The organism is Frigoribacterium sp. PhB107, assembly GCF_003751515.1.
GTDB lineage: Bacteria > Actinomycetota > Actinomycetes > Actinomycetales > Microbacteriaceae > Frigoribacterium.
This window is the reverse complement of record NZ_RJKU01000002.1, coordinates 70,373-85,963: the sequence shown is the minus strand read 5'-3', so window position 1 is coordinate 85,963 and position 15,591 is coordinate 70,373. Positions and strand designations below refer to the sequence as shown.

Sequence of the window (15,591 nt, the reverse complement as noted above, 5' to 3'; positions counted from 1 at the left end):
GCCTCCTCGTGTGTGGCACATGGTGTGTACAACACTAGGGTACAGATGCCCTGTCACCGGGCCCGTCGACTACGATCCAGCGGTGTCCGTCTCGAAGATCGTCCTGTTCTACGTGTTCGTGCCTCTGGCCGACCCCGACGCCGTGCGGCTCTGGCAGCGCGACCTGGCCGAGTCGCTCGGCCTCCGGGGCCGAGTGCTGCTCTCGCCGGACGGCGTGAACGGCACCCTCGGCGGCGAGATGTCCGACGTGAAGCGCTGGCTCCGCAAGACCCGGGAGTACGCCCCCTTCCGTGACCTCGACGTCAAGTGGAGCGACGGCGGCGCCGACGACTTCCCGCGGCTCTCGGTGAAGGTCCGCGACGAGGTCGTGACGTTCGGCGCACCCGACGAGCTGGTCGTCGACGGGTCGGGCGTCGTGGGCGGCGGCACGCGCCTCACGCCCGAGGAGCTGCACGAGCTCGTCGCGCGCGAGGACGTCGTCTTCCTCGACGGCCGCAACGAGTTCGAGTCGCGCATCGGCCGGTTCCGCGACGCCGTCGTGCCGGACGTCGCGACGACCCGCGAGTTCGTGGCCGAGCTCGACAGCGGCCGGTGGGACCACCTCAAGGACGAGACCGTCGTGACGTACTGCACGGGCGGCGTGCGCTGCGAGGTGCTCAGCTCGCTGATGGTCTCGCGGGGGTTCGGCCGGGTGTACCAGCTCGACGGCGGCGTGGCGCGCTACGGCGAGCGCTACGGCGACGACGGCCTGTGGGAGGGGTCGCTCTACGTCTTCGACCGGCGCGGGTCCGTCGAGTTCAGCGACCACGCCGCGGTCGTCGGCCGCTGCTCCGTCTGCGGGGAGGCGACCAGCCGGATGCAGAACTGCTCCGACCTGCAGTGCCGCGAGCAGCTGGTCGTGTGCGAGCCGTGCGCGGGACGCGACGTCGTCCTCTGCGACCCGCACCGCGCCTCCGGCGACCGGACCCTTCCCCGAGCCCCCGGCGTAGCGTCTCCTGCATGACTGAGACCAACGACATCTCCCTCGTCGCCGAGGTGCTCGACGCCGGGCGCATCGGCATCCTGACCACCCGCAGCGGCCACGGCCGCCTCGTGAGCCGGCCGCTCGCGATCGTCGACCGCGACTTCGACGGCAAGGTGTACTTCTTCACCCGCGACCCCTCCCCCAAGGTCGACGACATCAAGGCCCACCCGCAGGTCAACGTCGCCGTCGAGACCGGCAAGGGCTGGCTCTCGCTCGCCGGCGAGGCCTCGGTGACGAGGGACTCCGCGCTGGTTGACGAGTTCTGGACGGCCGGCGCCGAGGCGTGGTTCGACGAGGGGCGCGACGACCCCACCGTCGCCCTGATCGAGGTCGACGTCGACACGGCCGAGTACTGGGTCAGCAACGAGCCGAAGGCCGTGACCCTGCTGAAGTACGCCAAGGCGGCGCTGACCGGGGGGCACCCGCACAACGTGGCGGACACGGGCACCGTCCAGCTCTAGCCAGGGTGCCGGGCAGCGCCCGGCGCACCCCGACGGGCGCACGGTCAGCCGCAGGTGACCGGGCGCCCGTCCGCGTCGACGTAGTCGCCCGGGCCGAGCTGCGCACAGGTCGACGAGAGCCGCGTCACGTAGTCGAGGGCGGAGATGCCCCACACGAGGGTCGCGACGATCACGACGCCCGAGAGGACCATGCCCACCAGCGCCAGGGTCGGGACGTGGCCCGCCTGTCGCGACCTGCGCGCCGAGACCAGCCCGAACACGAGGCCGAGGGGCGCGGCGAAGACGCCGAAGACGACCGAGGCGATCGCGAGGCCGCGTCCCGGGTCCTCGCTGCGGGGAGGCCGGCTGTCCCAGGAGTCGTCGTCGTCGAACGCCGTGAAGTACGAGCCCTGGCCGCCTGTGGCGTGGGGCGAGGACGAGGAGGCGCCGGCCGACGAGCTCGTCGGCTGCGGTGCCCAGAGGCTCGCCTCGTCCGACGGGGCGGGCGCCGGGGCCGGGGGCCAGGCCGGCTCGGGGACGGCGGCGGCCTCGTGGCGGCCCCGCGCCTCCTGGTGCAGGGTCGGAGGCGGGCCCACGACGGACTGCCCGCGCTGCTCGCCCGTCACTGGCCGTGCGAACCTCGCCCACGGCGACGGAGGCCGCGGCGGGGGATGGTCGGTCATGCACCGAGGGTAGTACGGCGACTCGTGCTGCCGACCGTACGGGCGCGGGCGTGCAGGGACCCGCGCACGCAGCCCCGTGCGCCATGATGGGACGCACCTCGGCCCGACCCCGGGCCCGACATGCGACGGAGCGACACGATGCGGATAGGGATCCTCACCAGCGGCGGCGACTGCCCCGGACTCAACGCGGTCATCCGAGGGGCGGTGCTGAAGGGGACGCAGATCCACGGCCAGGAGTTCGTCGGGTTCCGCGACGGCTGGCGCGGGGTCGTCGACGGCGACGTCATGCCCCTCACCCGCAAGGAGATCCAGGGCATCGCGAAGCAGGGCGGCACGATCCTCGGCACGAGCCGCACCAACCCCTTCGAGGGCGCGGGCGGGGTCGAGCGCATCACCGAGAACCTCGAGCGGTTCGGCATCGACGCCATCATGGCCATCGGCGGCGAGGGCACGCTCGCGGCCGCGAAGCGCCTGACCGACGCCGGCCTGAAGATCGTCGGCGTCCCCAAGACCGTCGACAACGACCTCGGCGCCACCGACTACACCTTCGGCTTCGACACCGCCGTGCAGATCGCGACCGACGCCATGGACCGCCTGCGCACCACCGGCGACTCGCACAGCCGCTGCATGGTGGCCGAGGTGATGGGCCGGCACGTCGGGTGGATCGCCTTGCACTCGGGCATGGCCGCCGGCGCGCACGCCATCCTCATCCCCGAGCAGGCCACGAGCATGGACCAGATCGTGGCGTGGGTGCAGTCGGCCTACGACCGCGGCCGCGCGCCGCTGGTCGTGGTCGCGGAGGGCTTCGTGCCCGACCACGAGAGCGACGCGCACTCCGAGCGCGGCCTCGACGCGTTCGGCCGCCCGCGCCTCGGCGGCATCGGGGAGGCGCTGGCCCCGATCATCGAGGAGCGCACGGGCATCGAGACGCGCGCGACCACCCTCGGCCACATCCAGCGCGGCGGCACCCCCACCTCCTACGACCGCGTGCTCGCGACCCGCCTCGGCATGGCGGCCAGCGACTCCGTCGTCGAGGGCCGCTGGGGGCGCATGGTCGCCCTGCGCGGCACGGACATCGTGCACGTGTCGTTCGAGGAGGCGCTCGACAGCCTGAAGACGGTGCCGCAGCACCGCTACGACGAGGCCGCGATCCTCTTCGGCTAGGGCGCGGGTCGCTCCTCCCCCGGGGCCGCGAGGCGTCCGTCCGTCCGGGCTCCGCCGCGCAGGCGATGCGCGGCGCCTCCGGACCTGTCAGTCTCGACGCATGATCACGTTCATCGTCGTGGGGGCGGTCGGGCTCGTCGTCCTCCTCGCCAGCATCGTCGTCGGCGACCTGCTCGACCTGTTCGACGTCGGCGACGGCCTCGTCTCGGGCGTCGCGCTCGGCGCGGCCCTGTCGATCTTCGGCCTGGCCGGGCTCGTGACCACCCAGGCCGGTCTCGACACGGTCTGGACCTACGTGGTCGCCGTGCTCGTCGCGGCAGCCGTGCTCGTGCTCGTGCAGCTCTTCGTCCGCCGGGTCACCCGGCGCGAGAGCGGCGGCCACTGGTCGCCCGTCGGCTTCACCGGCACCACGACCGAGGCGACCACGCCGAGCGGCGGCGAGGTCCGCCTCGACGACGTCCGCGAGCTCGAGCGGCGCCTCGCCTACAGCGACGCCCCGATCGCCCGGGGGGTCCGCGTCCGGGTCGTGGCCGAGACCGGGCCCCGCGTGCAGGTCGAGCCCGTCGACGCGGCGGGCCCCGTCGCCCCGTAGGCCCGTCGTCCCGTAGCCCTCGCCGCGCCGCAGCCGCCGGCCCACCTCGCCGCACCGGCGCACCCCGACCAGCACCGTTCCCGCCCAGCACCGCTCCAGCCCTGCACCACCCCGCCCCTTGGAAGGAAGCCCTGTGGACTTCATCACCGGAAACACCAGCGTCGTCGCGGTCGTCGTCGCCGTCGTCATCGTGCTCGCCCTGCTGTCGTTCGTCGCCAGCCGCGTGCGCCGCGTCCCGCCGAACGAGGCGCTGATCGTCGTCGGACGCGGGGCCGAGCGCTCCGAGGGCGGCGGCATCTCGAGCCCGCAGAAGGTGATCATCGGCGGGCGCACGTTCGTCTGGCCGATCTTCCAGGAGGGCTTCACGCTCTCGCTCGAGCAGTACCAGACCCCGGTCGAGGTGCAGGCGATCGACGCCAACTACATCCGCACCGCCGTCAAGGCCACCGTCAACTTCAAGGTGACCGGCACCGAGGACGGCGTCCGCCGGGCGGCCCAGCGCTACCTGCTGCAGCAGCAGCAGCTGCCCGTGATCGTCCAGCAGTCGCTCGAGGGCTCGATCCGCGGGCTGATCGGCGGCCAGCCGGTCGACGACCTCGTCAAGAACTTCTCGCGCCTCGCCGCGGACGCCGTGAACGAGACGAAGGGCGAGCTCGCCGAGCTCGGCCTGCAGATCGAGACGATGAACATCCGCGAGATCGAGACGCCCGGCAGCACGTACCTCGCCGACCGCGGGCGCGCGGAGGCGGCGGTCGCCAAGCAGAACGCCGACGTGGCCGAGGCGGAGGCGGAGCGCATCGCGGCCCTGGCCCGCATCGGCAACACCCAGCAGACGGCCGAGCGCCAGCTGCAGCTCGACGTGCGCCAAGCGCAGATCAAGGCCGAGACCGACCGCGCCAACGCCGAGGCATCGGCCGCGGGCGAGCTGGCACGCGCCACGCAGGACAAGCTCGTCGCCGAGCAGGAGAGCATCGCCGTCGCCGAGCAGGCGAAGGTCAACCAGGAGCGCCTCAACATCGACGTGCGCCAGCCGGCCGAGGCCGCCGCCTACGCCTCGGTGCAGAACGCCGAGGCCGAGCGCGACGCGGCCAACGCCGCCGTCGAGGCCGAGGCGTTCCGCCGCACCCAGCTGGCCGACGCCGCCCGTGCGGCCGCCGAGAACGAGGCCGCCGCCGTCGAGGCCGCCGGTCGCGCCGAGGCTGCCGCGATCAGGGCGAAGGGCCTCGCCGAGGCCGAGGCCGTCGACGCGCTGGCCGAGGCCCAGGGCAAGTTCGGCCAGGCGGCGCTCGCGTCGCAGGTCATCTCGCGCCTGCCCGAGATCGCCCGCGAGATGGCCGCGCCGATGGGCAACATCGACGCCCTCACGGTGGTCTCGACCGACGGCGCGAACCAGCTCACGAAATCGGTCGCGAACAACATGACCCAGCTGCAGGACGTCGTCAAGGCGACCACCGGGCTCGACCTCGTCGGCGCCCTGGGCGGGTTCCTGGGCGCCCAGTCCGGCGCGTCCGCCGCGGCGTCCCCGCGCACGACGACGCCGCCGGTCGACCAGCCGTAGGGCGCCGAGGCCGCGTAGCGTGACGGCATGCGTGCCGTCGTCGTCGAGAAGGGTCGGCCTGCTGCCCTGCAGCAGGTCGACCGGGCCTTCCTCGGGCAGGGAGACGTCGTCGTCGACGTCGCCTGGTCGAGCCTGAACTACAAGGACGGCATGGCCCTCTCGGGCGATCCCGGCATCGTGCGGACGAGTCCGCTCGTGCCCGGCATCGACCTCGTGGGCACCGTCGCCGAGTCGTCCTCCCCCGACTGGTCGCCGGGCGACCAGGTGCTGCTCAACGGCGACGGCATCGGCGAGGGCCGCCACGGCGGCTACGCCGAGCAGGCCGTCGTCGACGGAGCGTCGCTCGTCGCCGTGCCGGAGGGGATCTCGCCCCGGCAGGCCGCCGCCGTCGGCACGGCCGGGTTCACCGCGATGCTCAGCGTCCTGCGCCTCGAGCGCGACGTGCGCCCGGGCGACGGCGACGTCGTCGTGACCGGCGCCGCCGGTGGCGTCGGATCGGTGGCGATCGCGTTGCTGAGCGGTCTCGGGTACTCGGTCACCGCCTCCTCGGGGCGGGCCGACGAGCAGCGCGACTACCTGACGCGCCTCGGCGCCTCGAACGTGATCGACCGCGGCGAGCTCGACCAGCCAGGCCGCCCGGTGCAGTCGGCCCGCTGGGCCGGCGGGGTCGACTCCGTCGGCAGCCACACCCTCGCGACCGTGCTCGCGCAGACGGCCTGGGGCGGAACGGTCACCGCCTGCGGGCTCGCCCAGGGCAGCGACCTGCCCACGACGGTGCTGCCGTTCATCCTGCGCGCGGTCTCGCTGGTGGGCGTCAACTCGGTCGAGGCCCCCGTCGAGCTCCGCCGCGAGGCCTGGCGGCGCCTCGCCGCCGACCTCGACCTTGGGTTGCTCGACGAGCTCACGACCGAGATCGCGCTGGCCGACGTGGTCGACCACGGTCCGCAGATCGTCGCGGGGTCCGTGCGCGGCAGGATCGTCGTCGACGTCCGCCGCTGACCTGCCGGAGGCCGCGTCGCTGAGGTGCCCGTCCAGGCGCCGCCGCTAGGCTCGCATGCTGTATCGGAATGTCCGATGCGTCCCCGCAGCACCCCGCAGCACCCCGTCCACCACGGCGGAACAGCGCCAGGCACAGGGAGCCCCGCCGTCCGCCCCTTCTCTCGACATGGAGCAACCCGGATGCCGATCCCGAAGACGACCGACCAGCCGCAAGCACCCCGCCGCCTCCTGCGCGACGTCGTCTACGACAAGATGTTCGCGGCGATCATCGACGGCACCCTCGAGTTCGGGGAGCGCCTCAACGACGACCAGCTCGTCGCCTGGCTCGGCGTCTCCCGCACCCCCGTCCGTGAGGCGATCGCGAAGCTGGCCGAGCAGGCCCTCGTCGACATCGAGGCGAACCGGTACACCCGCATCGTCGACCCCACCTTCGACGAGTTCGTCGACACGATGGACGTCGGCTACGCCGTCTGGTCGCTGCTCCTCGAACGTGCTGTGCCCAAGCTCACCAGCGCCCAGCGCGACGAGATCGTCCGCCTCCTCGACGCCCGTGCCGACGCGTTCGCCGCCGAGCAGGACGAGGACGTCGCGGGCATCGTCAGGATGAACGCGATCCTCCTCGAGGCGGCGGCGAGCCCGTCGCTCGTCCGCCTCTGGGCCAGCGGCGGGCCCCGCCTCCTGCTGCTCTCGCGCCGCCCGGTCGCGAACGCGGTCTTCGACCACGCGCAGGCACGTGCCTTCACGGTCGAGCTGCGCGACGCGGTGCGCGACGGCGACGCCGACGCGGCGGCCGCGGCCGTCCGCCTCCAGCCGTCCCGCCTGCAGGGCTGGTTCGACGCCGTCCGCGAGGCGGGCGTCTACCGGGCATGACGTCGAGCGCGCCGAGCGCGCCGAGCTCCGTGCTCGACGCGCGCCCCGTGCTCGACGTGCGTTCCGTGCGGGTCGTGCGTCAGGGACGCGACCTGCTCCACGACGTCTCGCTCCGGGTGCGCGCCGGCGAGCACTGGGCCCTCCTCGGTCCGAACGGCGCCGGCAAGACGACCCTGCTGGCGCTCTGCGGCGCGCAGGGCCATCCGACCGCCGGCACCGTCGACGTGCTCGGCCGGCGCCTCGGCCGGGTCGACCTCCGCGAGCTGCGGCAGCACGTCGGCCACGTCGACCCCCGTCACCGGATGCTCGGGGACAACACGGTCCGCGAGGTCGTCCTCACCGGCGCGACGGGCAGCAGCGACCCCGCGATGCGGTGGTCGCCGACCGCAGTCCAGGAGGCGCGTGCCGACCTGCTGACCGCCTCCGTCGGCCTGGGGGCGCGCCGCGACAGCCGCTGGAGCGTCCTCTCCCAGGGCGAGCGAGGCCGGGCGCTCATCGCCCGGGCGCTGCTGGTCGAGCCGGCGCTGCTGCTCCTGGACGAGCCGGCGACCGGACTGGACGTCGCCGCCCGAGAGCACCTGCTGGACACCGTCGACGCCCTCCGCCGAGAGCGCCCCGAGACCGCGTCGGTCACGGTCACGCACCACCTGGAGGACCTGCCGGCGAGCACCACCCACGCGCTCCTCCTGCGCGACGGGCGCGTCACGGCGTCGGGCACCGCCGAGTCGGTGCTCACGTCGGAGCTCGTCTCGGCGGCCTTCGGCCACCCGCTGACGATCGACCGCGTCGACGGGCGCTGGCTGGCTCGGGCGCGCCGCCGCTGACGGCTCGCGGCCCGCGCCGCCCGGCCCGCGCCGCGGCTACGCGCCGGGGGCCGTGGCCGCCGCGGCCGCCCGCGCCGCAGCCGGCACGGCGTCGAGGATCCGCGACACCGTCGCGTCGTCGTGCGCGGCGGTGACGAACCACGCCTCGTACACCGACGGGGGCAGGGCCACCCCCGAGTCGAGCATCGAGTGGAAGAACGCCGGGTACCGCCAGGTCTGCTGCGCCCGCACGTCGTCGTAGTTCCGCGGCGGGGCCGTCGTGAAGGCGAACGAGAACAGCGAGCCCGCGTGCTGCACGCTGTGCTCGACTCCCTCGGCCGACAGGGCCGCGGAGACCTCGCGCGACAGCGTGTCGGCGACGGCGTCGAGCCGGGCGTAGATCTCGGGGGTCGCCAGGCGCAGGGTCGCGATGCCCGCCGCGACGGCGACGGGGTTCCCGCTGAGCGTGCCGGCCTGGTACACCGGGCCGGTCGGGGCGAGGTAGTCCATCACCTCGGCGCGGCCGCCGAGCGCGGCGAGGGGCATGCCGCCGCCGATCACCTTGCCGAAGGTGACGAGGTCGGGCTGCCAGCCGGCGCCGTCGGGCACGACCTTCGACGCCTCGAGGCCCCACCAGCCGGCCGGGCCGACGCGGAAGCCCGTGAGCACCTCGTCGACGATCAGCAGCGCGCCGTGGCGGCTCGTGATCTCGGACAGGCTGCGGTTGAAGCCGCGGTCGGGCGCGACCACTCCCATGTTGGCGGCCGCCGCCTCCACGATGACCGCCGCGATGCGCGGGCCGTGCTCGTCGAACACGGCGCGGACGGCGTCGAGGTCGTTGTAGGGCAGCACCAGCGTCTGGGCAGCGGTCTCGGCGGTGATGCCGGCCGAGCCGGGCATCGAGAGCGTGGCGACGCCGGACCCGGCCTCGGCCAGGAGCGAGTCGGAGTGGCCGTGGTAGTGGCCGGCGAACTTCACGAGCAGGTCGCGACCGGTGTAGCCGCGGGCCAGGCGGATGGCCGTCATCGTGGCCTCGGTGCCGGTCGACACCATGCGGATCTTGCCGATCGGGCGGGCGTCGCCGACGGCCACGCGCTCGCGCACCAGCTCGGCGAGCTCGGTCTCGGCGGGCGTCGACGCGCCGAACGACAGGCCGCGGGCCGCCGCCTCCTGCACCGCGCGCACCACCTCGGGGTGCGCGTGCCCCAGGATCGCGGGGCCCCACGAGGCCACCAGGTCGACGTACTCGCGCCCCTCGGCGTCGGTCACGTGCGGACCCTTCGCCCCCACGAGGAACCGGGGCGTGCCCCCGACGCTGCCGTAGGCGCGCACCGGGGAGTTCACCCCTCCCGGGATCGACTGCTTGGCACGGGTGAAGAAGTGCTCGTTGGCGTGGTCGCCCATCAGATGTCTCCCTTGCGCAGGCGGGTGGCCAGCTCGGTGGCCCAGTAGGTGAGGATCGCGTCGGCACCGGCGCGCTTGATCGACAGCACGCTCTCGTACGACGCGGCGTCGAGGTCGATCCAGCCGTTCGCGGCGGCGGCGTGCATCATCGAGTACTCGCCGCTGATCTGGTACGCCCAGACGGGCACCGGGCTCATCGCCGCGGTCTCGGCCAGCACGTCGAGGTAGCTCATCGCCGGCTTCACCATGACGATGTCGGCGCCCTCGGCGATGTCGAGCTCGACCTCGCGGATGCCCTCGCGACCGTTGGCCGCGTCCTGCTGGTAGGTGCGCCGGTCGCCGACGAGCGTCGACTGCACCGCCTCGCGGAACGGGCCGTAGAAGGCCGAGGCGTACTTGGCCGCGTAGGCGAGCAAGGCCGTGCCGCCGAAACCGGCGTCGTCGAGTGCCTCGCGAGCCGAGCCGATCTGGCCGTCCATCATGCCGCTCATCCCGATCAGCTGCGAGCCGGCCTCGGCCTGCACGACCGCCATCTCGTCGTAGCGGACGAGGGTCGCGTCGTTGTCGACCGAGCCGTCGGCGGCGAGCACGCCGCAGTGGCCGTGGTCGGTGAACTCGTCGAGGCAGAGATCGGTCTGCACGACGAGGGCGCCCTGCGCCGCGTCGACCGCCACACGCGTGCCGACGTTGAGGATCCCCTCGGGGTCCGTGGCGCCCGACCCGACCGCGTCCTTCTCGAGCGGCACGCCGAACAGCATGACGCCTCCCACCCCGGACGCGGCCGCCTCCTCGACCGCACGCGGCAGGCTCGAGAGGCTGTGGTGCACGACGCCCGGCATCGAGCTGATGGCGACGGGCTCGTCGATGCCCTCGCGCACGAACATCGGCAGCACGAGGTCGGCCGGGTGCAGGCGCGTCTCGGCGGTCAGGCGGCGGAGGGCAGGGGTGGCGCGCAGCCGGCGGGGCCGCACGCGGGGGAACTGGGACATGGTCCTTCTCGGGTCGTCGATGGTCGTCGATGTCGGGGCCCCGGCACGGTCGAGCCGAGGAGGCGCGGTGCGGGCACCGCGGGAGGGTCGCGTCAGCGACCCCCTCCGTGCGCGTCGTCGAGGTCGGCCGCGCCGCCCGCGACGGCGTTCTCGACCACCGCCTCCACCAGGGCCGCGGCGGAGCGCGTCTCGGCGATGAGGTGGACGGGCAGTCCGGCCGCGCGGGCGTCGAACGCCGTGCGCGGGCCGATGCAGGCGACGACCGTGCTCTCGGGCAGGGGCGCCAGCTGGGCGGCGATCTGGCGTGCGACGCTGCCCGAGGTGACGAGGAGCACGCTGATGTCGCCGGAGGCGACGTCGCGCACCACGTCGTCCGTGACGGGCACCCCCACGGTGCGGTAGGCCGAGACGAACTCGGCGTCGAAGCCCCGGGCGGACAGGCCGGCGACCAGGGTCGGCTCGGCGATGTCGGACTGGGGCACGAGCACGCGCCCGGCGACGAGCTCCGACGGCCACTCCTTGACGAGGCCGCGGGCGGAGTTGTCGCCCTCGGGGACGAAGTCGACGTGGTAGCCGGCGAGCGTCAGGGCCGCGGCGGTCGTCTCGCCGACCGCCGCGATGCGCGTCGCGGGGATGGGTCGGATTCCGTTGCCGACGAGCACGTCGACGGTGGTGGCGCTCGTCACGACGAGCCACTCGTAGACGCCCGTCTGCAGTCGCGCCAACGCGGCCGCGAGCAGCTCGGGCGTCTCGGCGGGCGCGAAGTTGATGAGCGGCGCGATGACGGGCGCCGCGCCGTACGAGCGGAGGGACGCCGAGACGCCGTCGCCCCACTTGCCGCCACGCGGCACGAGGACGCGCACGCCCTTGAGCGGCTTGGCGGCGGTCACGACGCGCTCCCCAGGGGGTCTCCGCCCGAGGGGCCCCCGCCGATCGGCGCGAGCTCGGCCGCGCCGAGCTCGAGCAGCTCGTCGACGACGCGGCCGGCCACCTCGTGGACGTCGGCGAGCTGGGCCGTGACGGGCCCCTCCTCGAGCGACACCGCGTGCGACGAGCTGATGCGGCGCGAGCCGTCGGGGCTGTAGACCGTGGCGCTGAGCAGCAGCAGGCCGGCGTCGACGACGGCGGTCGCGCCGATGGGCGCCGAGCAGCCGGCCTCGAGCCCGGCGAGCACCTCGCGCTCGGCGGTGACGACGAGACGGGTCTCGACGTGCTCGATCGCTCGCAGCCCACGGGCCAGGTCGTCGCTGGGGTCGCCCTCGCGCACCTCGACCGCGAGCGCACCCTGGCCGGGGGCGCTGGGCCACGGACCGAGGCCGAGCAGGTCGGTCACCGAGGCCGAGCGGCCGAGACGGCCGAGGCCGGCGGCGGCGAGCACGACGGCGTCCAGGTCGTCCTCGAGGCGACGGAGGCGGGTGTCGACGTTGCCGCGGATCGGCACGACCTCGAGGTCGGGACGCCGGGCGAGCAGCTGGGCCACGCGACGCGGCGAGCCGGTGCCGACCTTCGCGCCCTGCGGCAGCGTCTCGAGGGTGAGGCCGTCACGGGCGCAGAGCGCGTCGCGGGCGTCGGCCCGGCCCGGGACCGCCCCGATATGCAGACCCGGGTGGGAGGCGGTCGGCAGGTCCTTGAGGGAGTGCACCAGCACGTCGCACTCGTCGGCGAGCAGCGCCTCGCGCAGCGCGCTCGCGAACACTCCCGTGCCGCCGAGCGAGAGCGACTCGCCCGTCGCCTGGGTGCGGTCGCCCTCGGTGTGCACGCGGACGAGCTCGACGTCGTGGCCGGTCGCGGCCGCGAGGCGCTCCGCGACCGTGGTGGACTGCGCGACGGCCAGCGCGCTGGCCCGGGTGCCTACTCGGAGTGTCGCCACGCTCCTACGGCACCAATCCCGAGACGGCGGGCTTGAACCCGAGGCGCACGTTCTCGCAGCAGCCCGGACGGCACACGTCGTACCAGGGCCCGATGTCGGTGAGGTGCGGACGGTCGTCGACGGGGGTGCCCTCGACGCGCTCGAGGACGAGATCGACGAGGCCGGTCACGTAGTTCGGGTCGATGCCGGGGGTGGGGGTGCGCGTGGCCCAGAAGCCGTTCTTCTCGCTGGTCTCGAGCGCCTCCTCGTCGAGGTCCCACATGACCTCCATGTGGTCGCTCACGAAGCCGAGCGGCACGATGACGACGGCGCGCGTCGGGCCGCCGGCGAGGTCGTCGATGGCGTCGTTGATGTCGGGCTCGAGCCACGGCATCGAGGGCGGGCCGCTGCGCGACTGGTAGACGAGCTGCCACGGAACGGTGGTGCCGCCGCCGGCGGGCAGGTCGAGCCCGAGACCGGCCTCGGCCGCGGCCATGACGACCTCGGCGACGGCCTTGTGCTGGGCCGCGTACGCGCCCTCGTCGTCGAAGCCGCGCGCCTCGGGACCGCTGCGGGCGGCGTCGGTCGACGGGATCGAGTGCGTCGCGAAGAGCACCTGCACCTCGGTCGCGAGGTCGAGGTCGGCGTTCTCGGCCCGGGCCTTCTCGAGGCCCTCGCGGACGCCGTCGATGAACGGCTGCACGAAGCCGGGGTGGTCGAAGAACTGACGCACCTTGTCGATCATGACCTTGCCCTCGAGCCCGGTGGCCTCGAGTGCCATCGCAAAGTCCTCGCGGTACTGGCGGCACGAGCTGTAGGACGAGTAGGCGCTGGTCGCGACCGCGATGAGCTTGGTGAACCCGCGCTCGTCGGCCTCGCGCACGGCGTCGGCCATGTACGGGTCCCAGTTGCGGTTGCCCCAGATCACGGGCAGGTCGATGCCGCGCCGCGACAGCTCGCCCTCGAGGGCGGCCTTGAGCTCGCGGTTGTGCTCGTTGATGGGGCTGACGCCGCCGAAGTGGCGGTAGTGCGTCGCCACCTCCTCCAGGCGCTCCTCGGGGATGCCGCGGCCGCGCGTGACGTTGCGGAGGAAGGGGATGACGTCGTCCTGGCCCTCGGGCCCGCCGAAGCCGGCGAGGAGGATCGCGTCGTAGTCGGTGGGCACGCTGACGTGCTCGGGCCCCTGCGCGGCGGCGGGGGTGGCGGCACGGACGAGCTGGCCGTTGGTGATGCCGGTGGTGTCGGTCACGACAGGACCTCGATGATCTCGGTGGTGGTGATGCGACGGCCCGTGTAGAACGGCACCTCTTCGCGGACGTGTCGGCGGGCCTCGGTGTAGCGGAGGTCGCGCATGAGGTCGACGAGCTGCACGAGCTCGGGAGCCTCGAGGGCCAGGATCCACTCGTAGTCGCCGAGGGAGAAGCTGGCCACCGTGTTGGTGAGCACGGCGCGGTGCTCGGAGCCCTGCTTGCCGTGGTCGGCGAGCATCTGACGACGCTCGGCCTCGGGCAGCAGGTACCACTCGTAGCTGCGGACGAAGGGGTAGACCGTGAGCCACGCCTCAGGCTCCTTGCCGCGCATGAACGCGGGGCTGTGGTTGCGCGAGAACTCGGCGTCGCGGTGCATGCCCATCGCGTTCCAGGTCGGCAGCAGGCCGCCGAGGACGTCGGTGCGCAGGAGGCGGCGGTACGCCGACTGGATCGCCTCGGGGACCTCGCCGTGCAGCCAGATCATCACGTCGGCGTCGGCACGGAGGGCGCTGACGTCGTAGAAGCCGCGGACGACCACGCCCTCGGAGGCGAGGGAGTCGACGAGCTCGTCGAGCTGCGCGACGTCCTCGTGCTCGGGGGCGTACGGGTTCTGGGGGTCGCGTCGGAGGACTGCCCAGAGGGTGTACCCGAGGCGCTCGGCGCCGGGGCTCTCGGCAGGAGGGGAATCGGACGTCGGCAGCTCGGGGACTGGCGAGTCGGCGCTGTGACTCATGGAGCCATTCTCCACCTGTGCGGGCTGGGAGCCCAACCAGGTTGCGACGTCGTCGAGCGATCTCCGGCCGGTCGCCCGGGGGCCGTCCGGCGGGGGCCGTCGGACGGGCTCGCGCTCAGCGCGACCGGACGGCCGCGACGACGACGCCCGCGAGCGCCAGCGCGGCGACGCCGGCACCCGCGACCCAGGGCAGCGGGTCGCGCGAGAACGACGACTTCGCGCGGTGGCCCGCGATGCCGAGCTGCTTCGGGACGTTGAGCTTGTCCTCGAGCTCGTTGAGCGTCGCGGCCAGCTCCGCACGGGTGCGGTCGATGTGGGCCTGGATGTCGCTGCCGTCGGCCTTGTCGGCCTTGTCGGCCTTGTCGCTGCTGTCGTTCTTGGCGGTGCTGTCGCTCACGGGGTCTCCGATCGGTGCGGGCGGGGAGGAGGGATCGAGCGGGGCTCGCAGGGAGTCGCGGAGGCGGCGGCTCAGAACTCGGTGACGTCGTGCCCCGGGATGGTCCCGACGCCCTTGACGGCCTTGAGGTCGCGCTTGAGGCTCGCGATCGTCTTCTCCGGCACGGCCGGGAGGCCCTTCTTGATGCTCCGGTAGCCGAGGAACGCCAGCAGGGCGGCGACGAGGAGGAGCACGAAGGCGACGATCAGCGCCGACAGCCAACCGGGCAGCCAGATCGCGATCAGCAGGACGATGCCCGTGAGCAGCACCCCGAGCATGGCGAAGACGAAGACGAGTGCGCCGACGAGGAACCCCGCGCCGATGCCGAACGCCTTGAGCGTGCCGATGATCTCGTACTTGAGCAGGGCGAGCTCGCCCTTGACGAGGTCGGTGACCAGGCTCGGGACGTCCTGGACCAGGGCGAAGAACGAGCGCGACCCCGAGCCGCGTCGCCGGCGCACTTTGTCGCTCCGGGTGGAGTCGGTCACTTCTTCTTCTTCCCGCCTCCGACGGCCTTGACGGCCACCGTCTTCACGCCGTTGACGACCGCGTCGACCGCGTCGGCGGCCTTGGCGCCCGCGAAGTCCTCTGCCTTGACGACCTGCCGCTGCACGGCGCGGCTGTTCCACAGCTTCGACGAGTTCGCGGCGATCTGCTCGTAGCGCTCGTGGCCGGCGCGAGCGCCCAGCACGAATCCGACGGCTGCTCCGGCGACGAAGATCAGTTTGCCTCGCATGTCGCTCCATTCATGTGTGGGGGCGCACGGACCGGTGCCCGACGCGCTGTCCCAATGTAGC

General features: G+C 73.5%; 18 protein-coding genes. 8 read left to right on the top strand and 10 right to left on the bottom strand.

The window, feature by feature from the left end; all coding sequences use genetic code 11:
* Nucleotides 1-82: 82 nt before the first annotated feature.
* Together EDF18_RS08485 and EDF18_RS08480 are read left to right on the top strand one after the other, a co-directional pair.
* Nucleotides 83-1,003, top strand: coding sequence for a rhodanese-related sulfurtransferase (locus EDF18_RS08485; RefSeq protein ID WP_123547449.1), 921 nt, complete (start codon nt 83-85; stop codon nt 1,001-1,003).
* Complete coding sequence (locus EDF18_RS08480; protein WP_123547448.1) at nt 1,000-1,485, top strand: pyridoxamine 5'-phosphate oxidase family protein; 486 nt, start codon at nt 1,000-1,002, stop codon at nt 1,483-1,485. The genes EDF18_RS08485 and EDF18_RS08480 overlap by 4 nt, the downstream gene beginning before the upstream one ends.
* Before the next feature lie 44 nt (nt 1,486-1,529).
* Here the strand turns inward: EDF18_RS08480 and EDF18_RS08475 are convergent, their stop codons facing one another.
* Complete coding sequence (locus tag EDF18_RS08475) at nt 1,530-2,147, bottom strand: DUF4190 domain-containing protein (RefSeq protein ID WP_148050066.1); 618 nt, start codon at nt 2,145-2,147, stop codon at nt 1,530-1,532.
* 138 nt (nt 2,148-2,285) lie between these two features.
* Between EDF18_RS08475 and EDF18_RS08470 the strand changes: the two genes are divergently transcribed.
* The 6 genes from EDF18_RS08470 (at nt 2,286) to EDF18_RS08445 (ending at nt 8,154) form a co-directional block, all read left to right on the top strand.
* A complete protein-coding gene (locus tag EDF18_RS08470) occupies nt 2,286-3,311 on the top strand; it encodes a 6-phosphofructokinase (RefSeq protein ID WP_123548256.1) in 1,026 nt (341 codons plus the stop codon).
* A 100-nt stretch (nt 3,312-3,411) separates the two neighbouring features.
* A complete protein-coding gene (locus tag EDF18_RS08465) occupies nt 3,412-3,903 on the top strand; it encodes an NfeD family protein (RefSeq protein WP_123547446.1) in 492 nt (163 codons plus the stop codon).
* Between the two features lie 133 nt (nt 3,904-4,036).
* Nucleotides 4,037-5,461, top strand: a complete 1,425-nt coding sequence (locus EDF18_RS08460; protein ID WP_123547445.1) for an SPFH domain-containing protein — start codon at nt 4,037-4,039, stop codon at nt 5,459-5,461.
* A 27-nt stretch (nt 5,462-5,488) separates the two neighbouring features.
* Entirely contained in the window at nt 5,489-6,460 is a 972-nt protein-coding gene (locus EDF18_RS08455; RefSeq protein ID WP_123547444.1) for an MDR family oxidoreductase, read from the top strand.
* A gap of 180 nt (nt 6,461-6,640) precedes the next feature.
* Nucleotides 6,641-7,330 carry a GntR family transcriptional regulator gene (locus EDF18_RS08450; protein WP_123547443.1) on the top strand — a complete coding sequence of 230 codons (690 nt, stop codon included), beginning with the start codon at nt 6,641-6,643 and terminating at the stop codon, nt 7,328-7,330.
* The gene (locus EDF18_RS08445; RefSeq protein ID WP_123547442.1) at nt 7,327-8,154 is read left to right on the top strand and encodes an ABC transporter ATP-binding protein; all 828 of its coding nucleotides are present in this window, start codon (nt 7,327-7,329) and stop codon (nt 8,152-8,154) included. Before EDF18_RS08450 ends, EDF18_RS08445 begins: the two co-directional genes overlap by 4 nt.
* 36 nt (nt 8,155-8,190) lie before the next feature.
* On the opposite strand, the gene hemL is transcribed toward EDF18_RS08445, so the two are convergent.
* The 9 genes from hemL to EDF18_RS08400 form a co-directional block, all read right to left on the bottom strand.
* On the bottom strand, nt 8,191-9,537 hold the full coding sequence (gene hemL / locus EDF18_RS08440; protein ID WP_123547441.1) for a glutamate-1-semialdehyde 2,1-aminomutase: 1,347 nt from the start codon (nt 9,535-9,537) through the stop codon (nt 8,191-8,193).
* Nucleotides 9,537-10,526, bottom strand: a complete 990-nt coding sequence (gene hemB, locus EDF18_RS08435; RefSeq protein WP_123547440.1) for a porphobilinogen synthase — start codon at nt 10,524-10,526, stop codon at nt 9,537-9,539. The genes hemL and hemB overlap by 1 nt, the downstream gene beginning before the upstream one ends.
* 92 nt (nt 10,527-10,618) lie before the next feature.
* A complete protein-coding gene (locus EDF18_RS08430; protein WP_123547439.1) occupies nt 10,619-11,416 on the bottom strand; it encodes a uroporphyrinogen-III synthase in 798 nt (265 codons plus the stop codon).
* Nucleotides 11,413-12,396 carry a hydroxymethylbilane synthase gene (gene hemC, locus EDF18_RS08425; RefSeq protein WP_123547438.1) on the bottom strand — a complete coding sequence of 328 codons (984 nt, stop codon included), beginning with the start codon at nt 12,394-12,396 and terminating at the stop codon, nt 11,413-11,415. Before hemC ends, EDF18_RS08430 begins: the two co-directional genes overlap by 4 nt.
* Before the next feature lie 4 nt (nt 12,397-12,400).
* Nucleotides 12,401-13,624, bottom strand: a complete 1,224-nt coding sequence (locus tag EDF18_RS08420; RefSeq protein ID WP_123547437.1) for a ferrochelatase — start codon at nt 13,622-13,624, stop codon at nt 12,401-12,403.
* Nucleotides 13,621-14,358, bottom strand: a complete 738-nt coding sequence (hemQ, locus tag EDF18_RS08415; protein WP_123547436.1) for a hydrogen peroxide-dependent heme synthase — start codon at nt 14,356-14,358, stop codon at nt 13,621-13,623. The genes EDF18_RS08420 and hemQ overlap by 4 nt, the downstream gene beginning before the upstream one ends.
* A gap of 115 nt (nt 14,359-14,473) precedes the next feature.
* Nucleotides 14,474-14,755 (bottom strand): DUF3618 domain-containing protein, encoded by a 282-nt coding sequence (locus EDF18_RS16335; protein ID WP_158614654.1) that lies wholly within the window; start codon nt 14,753-14,755, stop codon nt 14,474-14,476.
* A 71-nt stretch (nt 14,756-14,826) separates the two neighbouring features.
* Nucleotides 14,827-15,282, bottom strand: a complete 456-nt coding sequence (locus EDF18_RS08405; RefSeq protein ID WP_233569073.1) for a phage holin family protein — start codon at nt 15,280-15,282, stop codon at nt 14,827-14,829.
* Nucleotides 15,279-15,530 (bottom strand): hypothetical protein, encoded by a 252-nt coding sequence (locus EDF18_RS08400; RefSeq protein ID WP_123547434.1) that lies wholly within the window; start codon nt 15,528-15,530, stop codon nt 15,279-15,281. The genes EDF18_RS08405 and EDF18_RS08400 overlap by 4 nt, the downstream gene beginning before the upstream one ends.
* Nucleotides 15,531-15,591: the final 61 nt, after the last annotated feature.

Coding starts and splice junctions, on each gene's coding strand:
- EDF18_RS08400 (WP_123547434.1), bottom strand. CDS start 15,530: ATGCGAGGCAAACTGATCTTCGTCGCCGGAGCAGCCGTCGGATTCGTG.
- EDF18_RS08475 (WP_148050066.1), bottom strand. CDS start 2,147: ATGACCGACCATCCCCCGCCGCGGCCTCCGTCGCCGTGGGCGAGGTTC.
- hemB (WP_123547440.1), bottom strand. CDS start 10,526: ATGTCCCAGTTCCCCCGCGTGCGGCCCCGCCGGCTGCGCGCCACCCCT.
- hemL (WP_123547441.1), bottom strand. CDS start 9,537: ATGGGCGACCACGCCAACGAGCACTTCTTCACCCGTGCCAAGCAGTCG.
- EDF18_RS08445 (WP_123547442.1), top strand. CDS start 7,327: ATGACGTCGAGCGCGCCGAGCGCGCCGAGCTCCGTGCTCGACGCGCGC.
- hemQ (WP_123547436.1), bottom strand. CDS start 14,358: ATGAGTCACAGCGCCGACTCGCCAGTCCCCGAGCTGCCGACGTCCGAT.
- EDF18_RS08465 (WP_123547446.1), top strand. CDS start 3,412: ATGATCACGTTCATCGTCGTGGGGGCGGTCGGGCTCGTCGTCCTCCTC.
- EDF18_RS08470 (WP_123548256.1), top strand. CDS start 2,286: ATGCGGATAGGGATCCTCACCAGCGGCGGCGACTGCCCCGGACTCAAC.
- EDF18_RS08450 (WP_123547443.1), top strand. CDS start 6,641: ATGCCGATCCCGAAGACGACCGACCAGCCGCAAGCACCCCGCCGCCTC.
- EDF18_RS08455 (WP_123547444.1), top strand. CDS start 5,489: ATGCGTGCCGTCGTCGTCGAGAAGGGTCGGCCTGCTGCCCTGCAGCAG.
- EDF18_RS08480 (WP_123547448.1), top strand. CDS start 1,000: ATGACTGAGACCAACGACATCTCCCTCGTCGCCGAGGTGCTCGACGCC.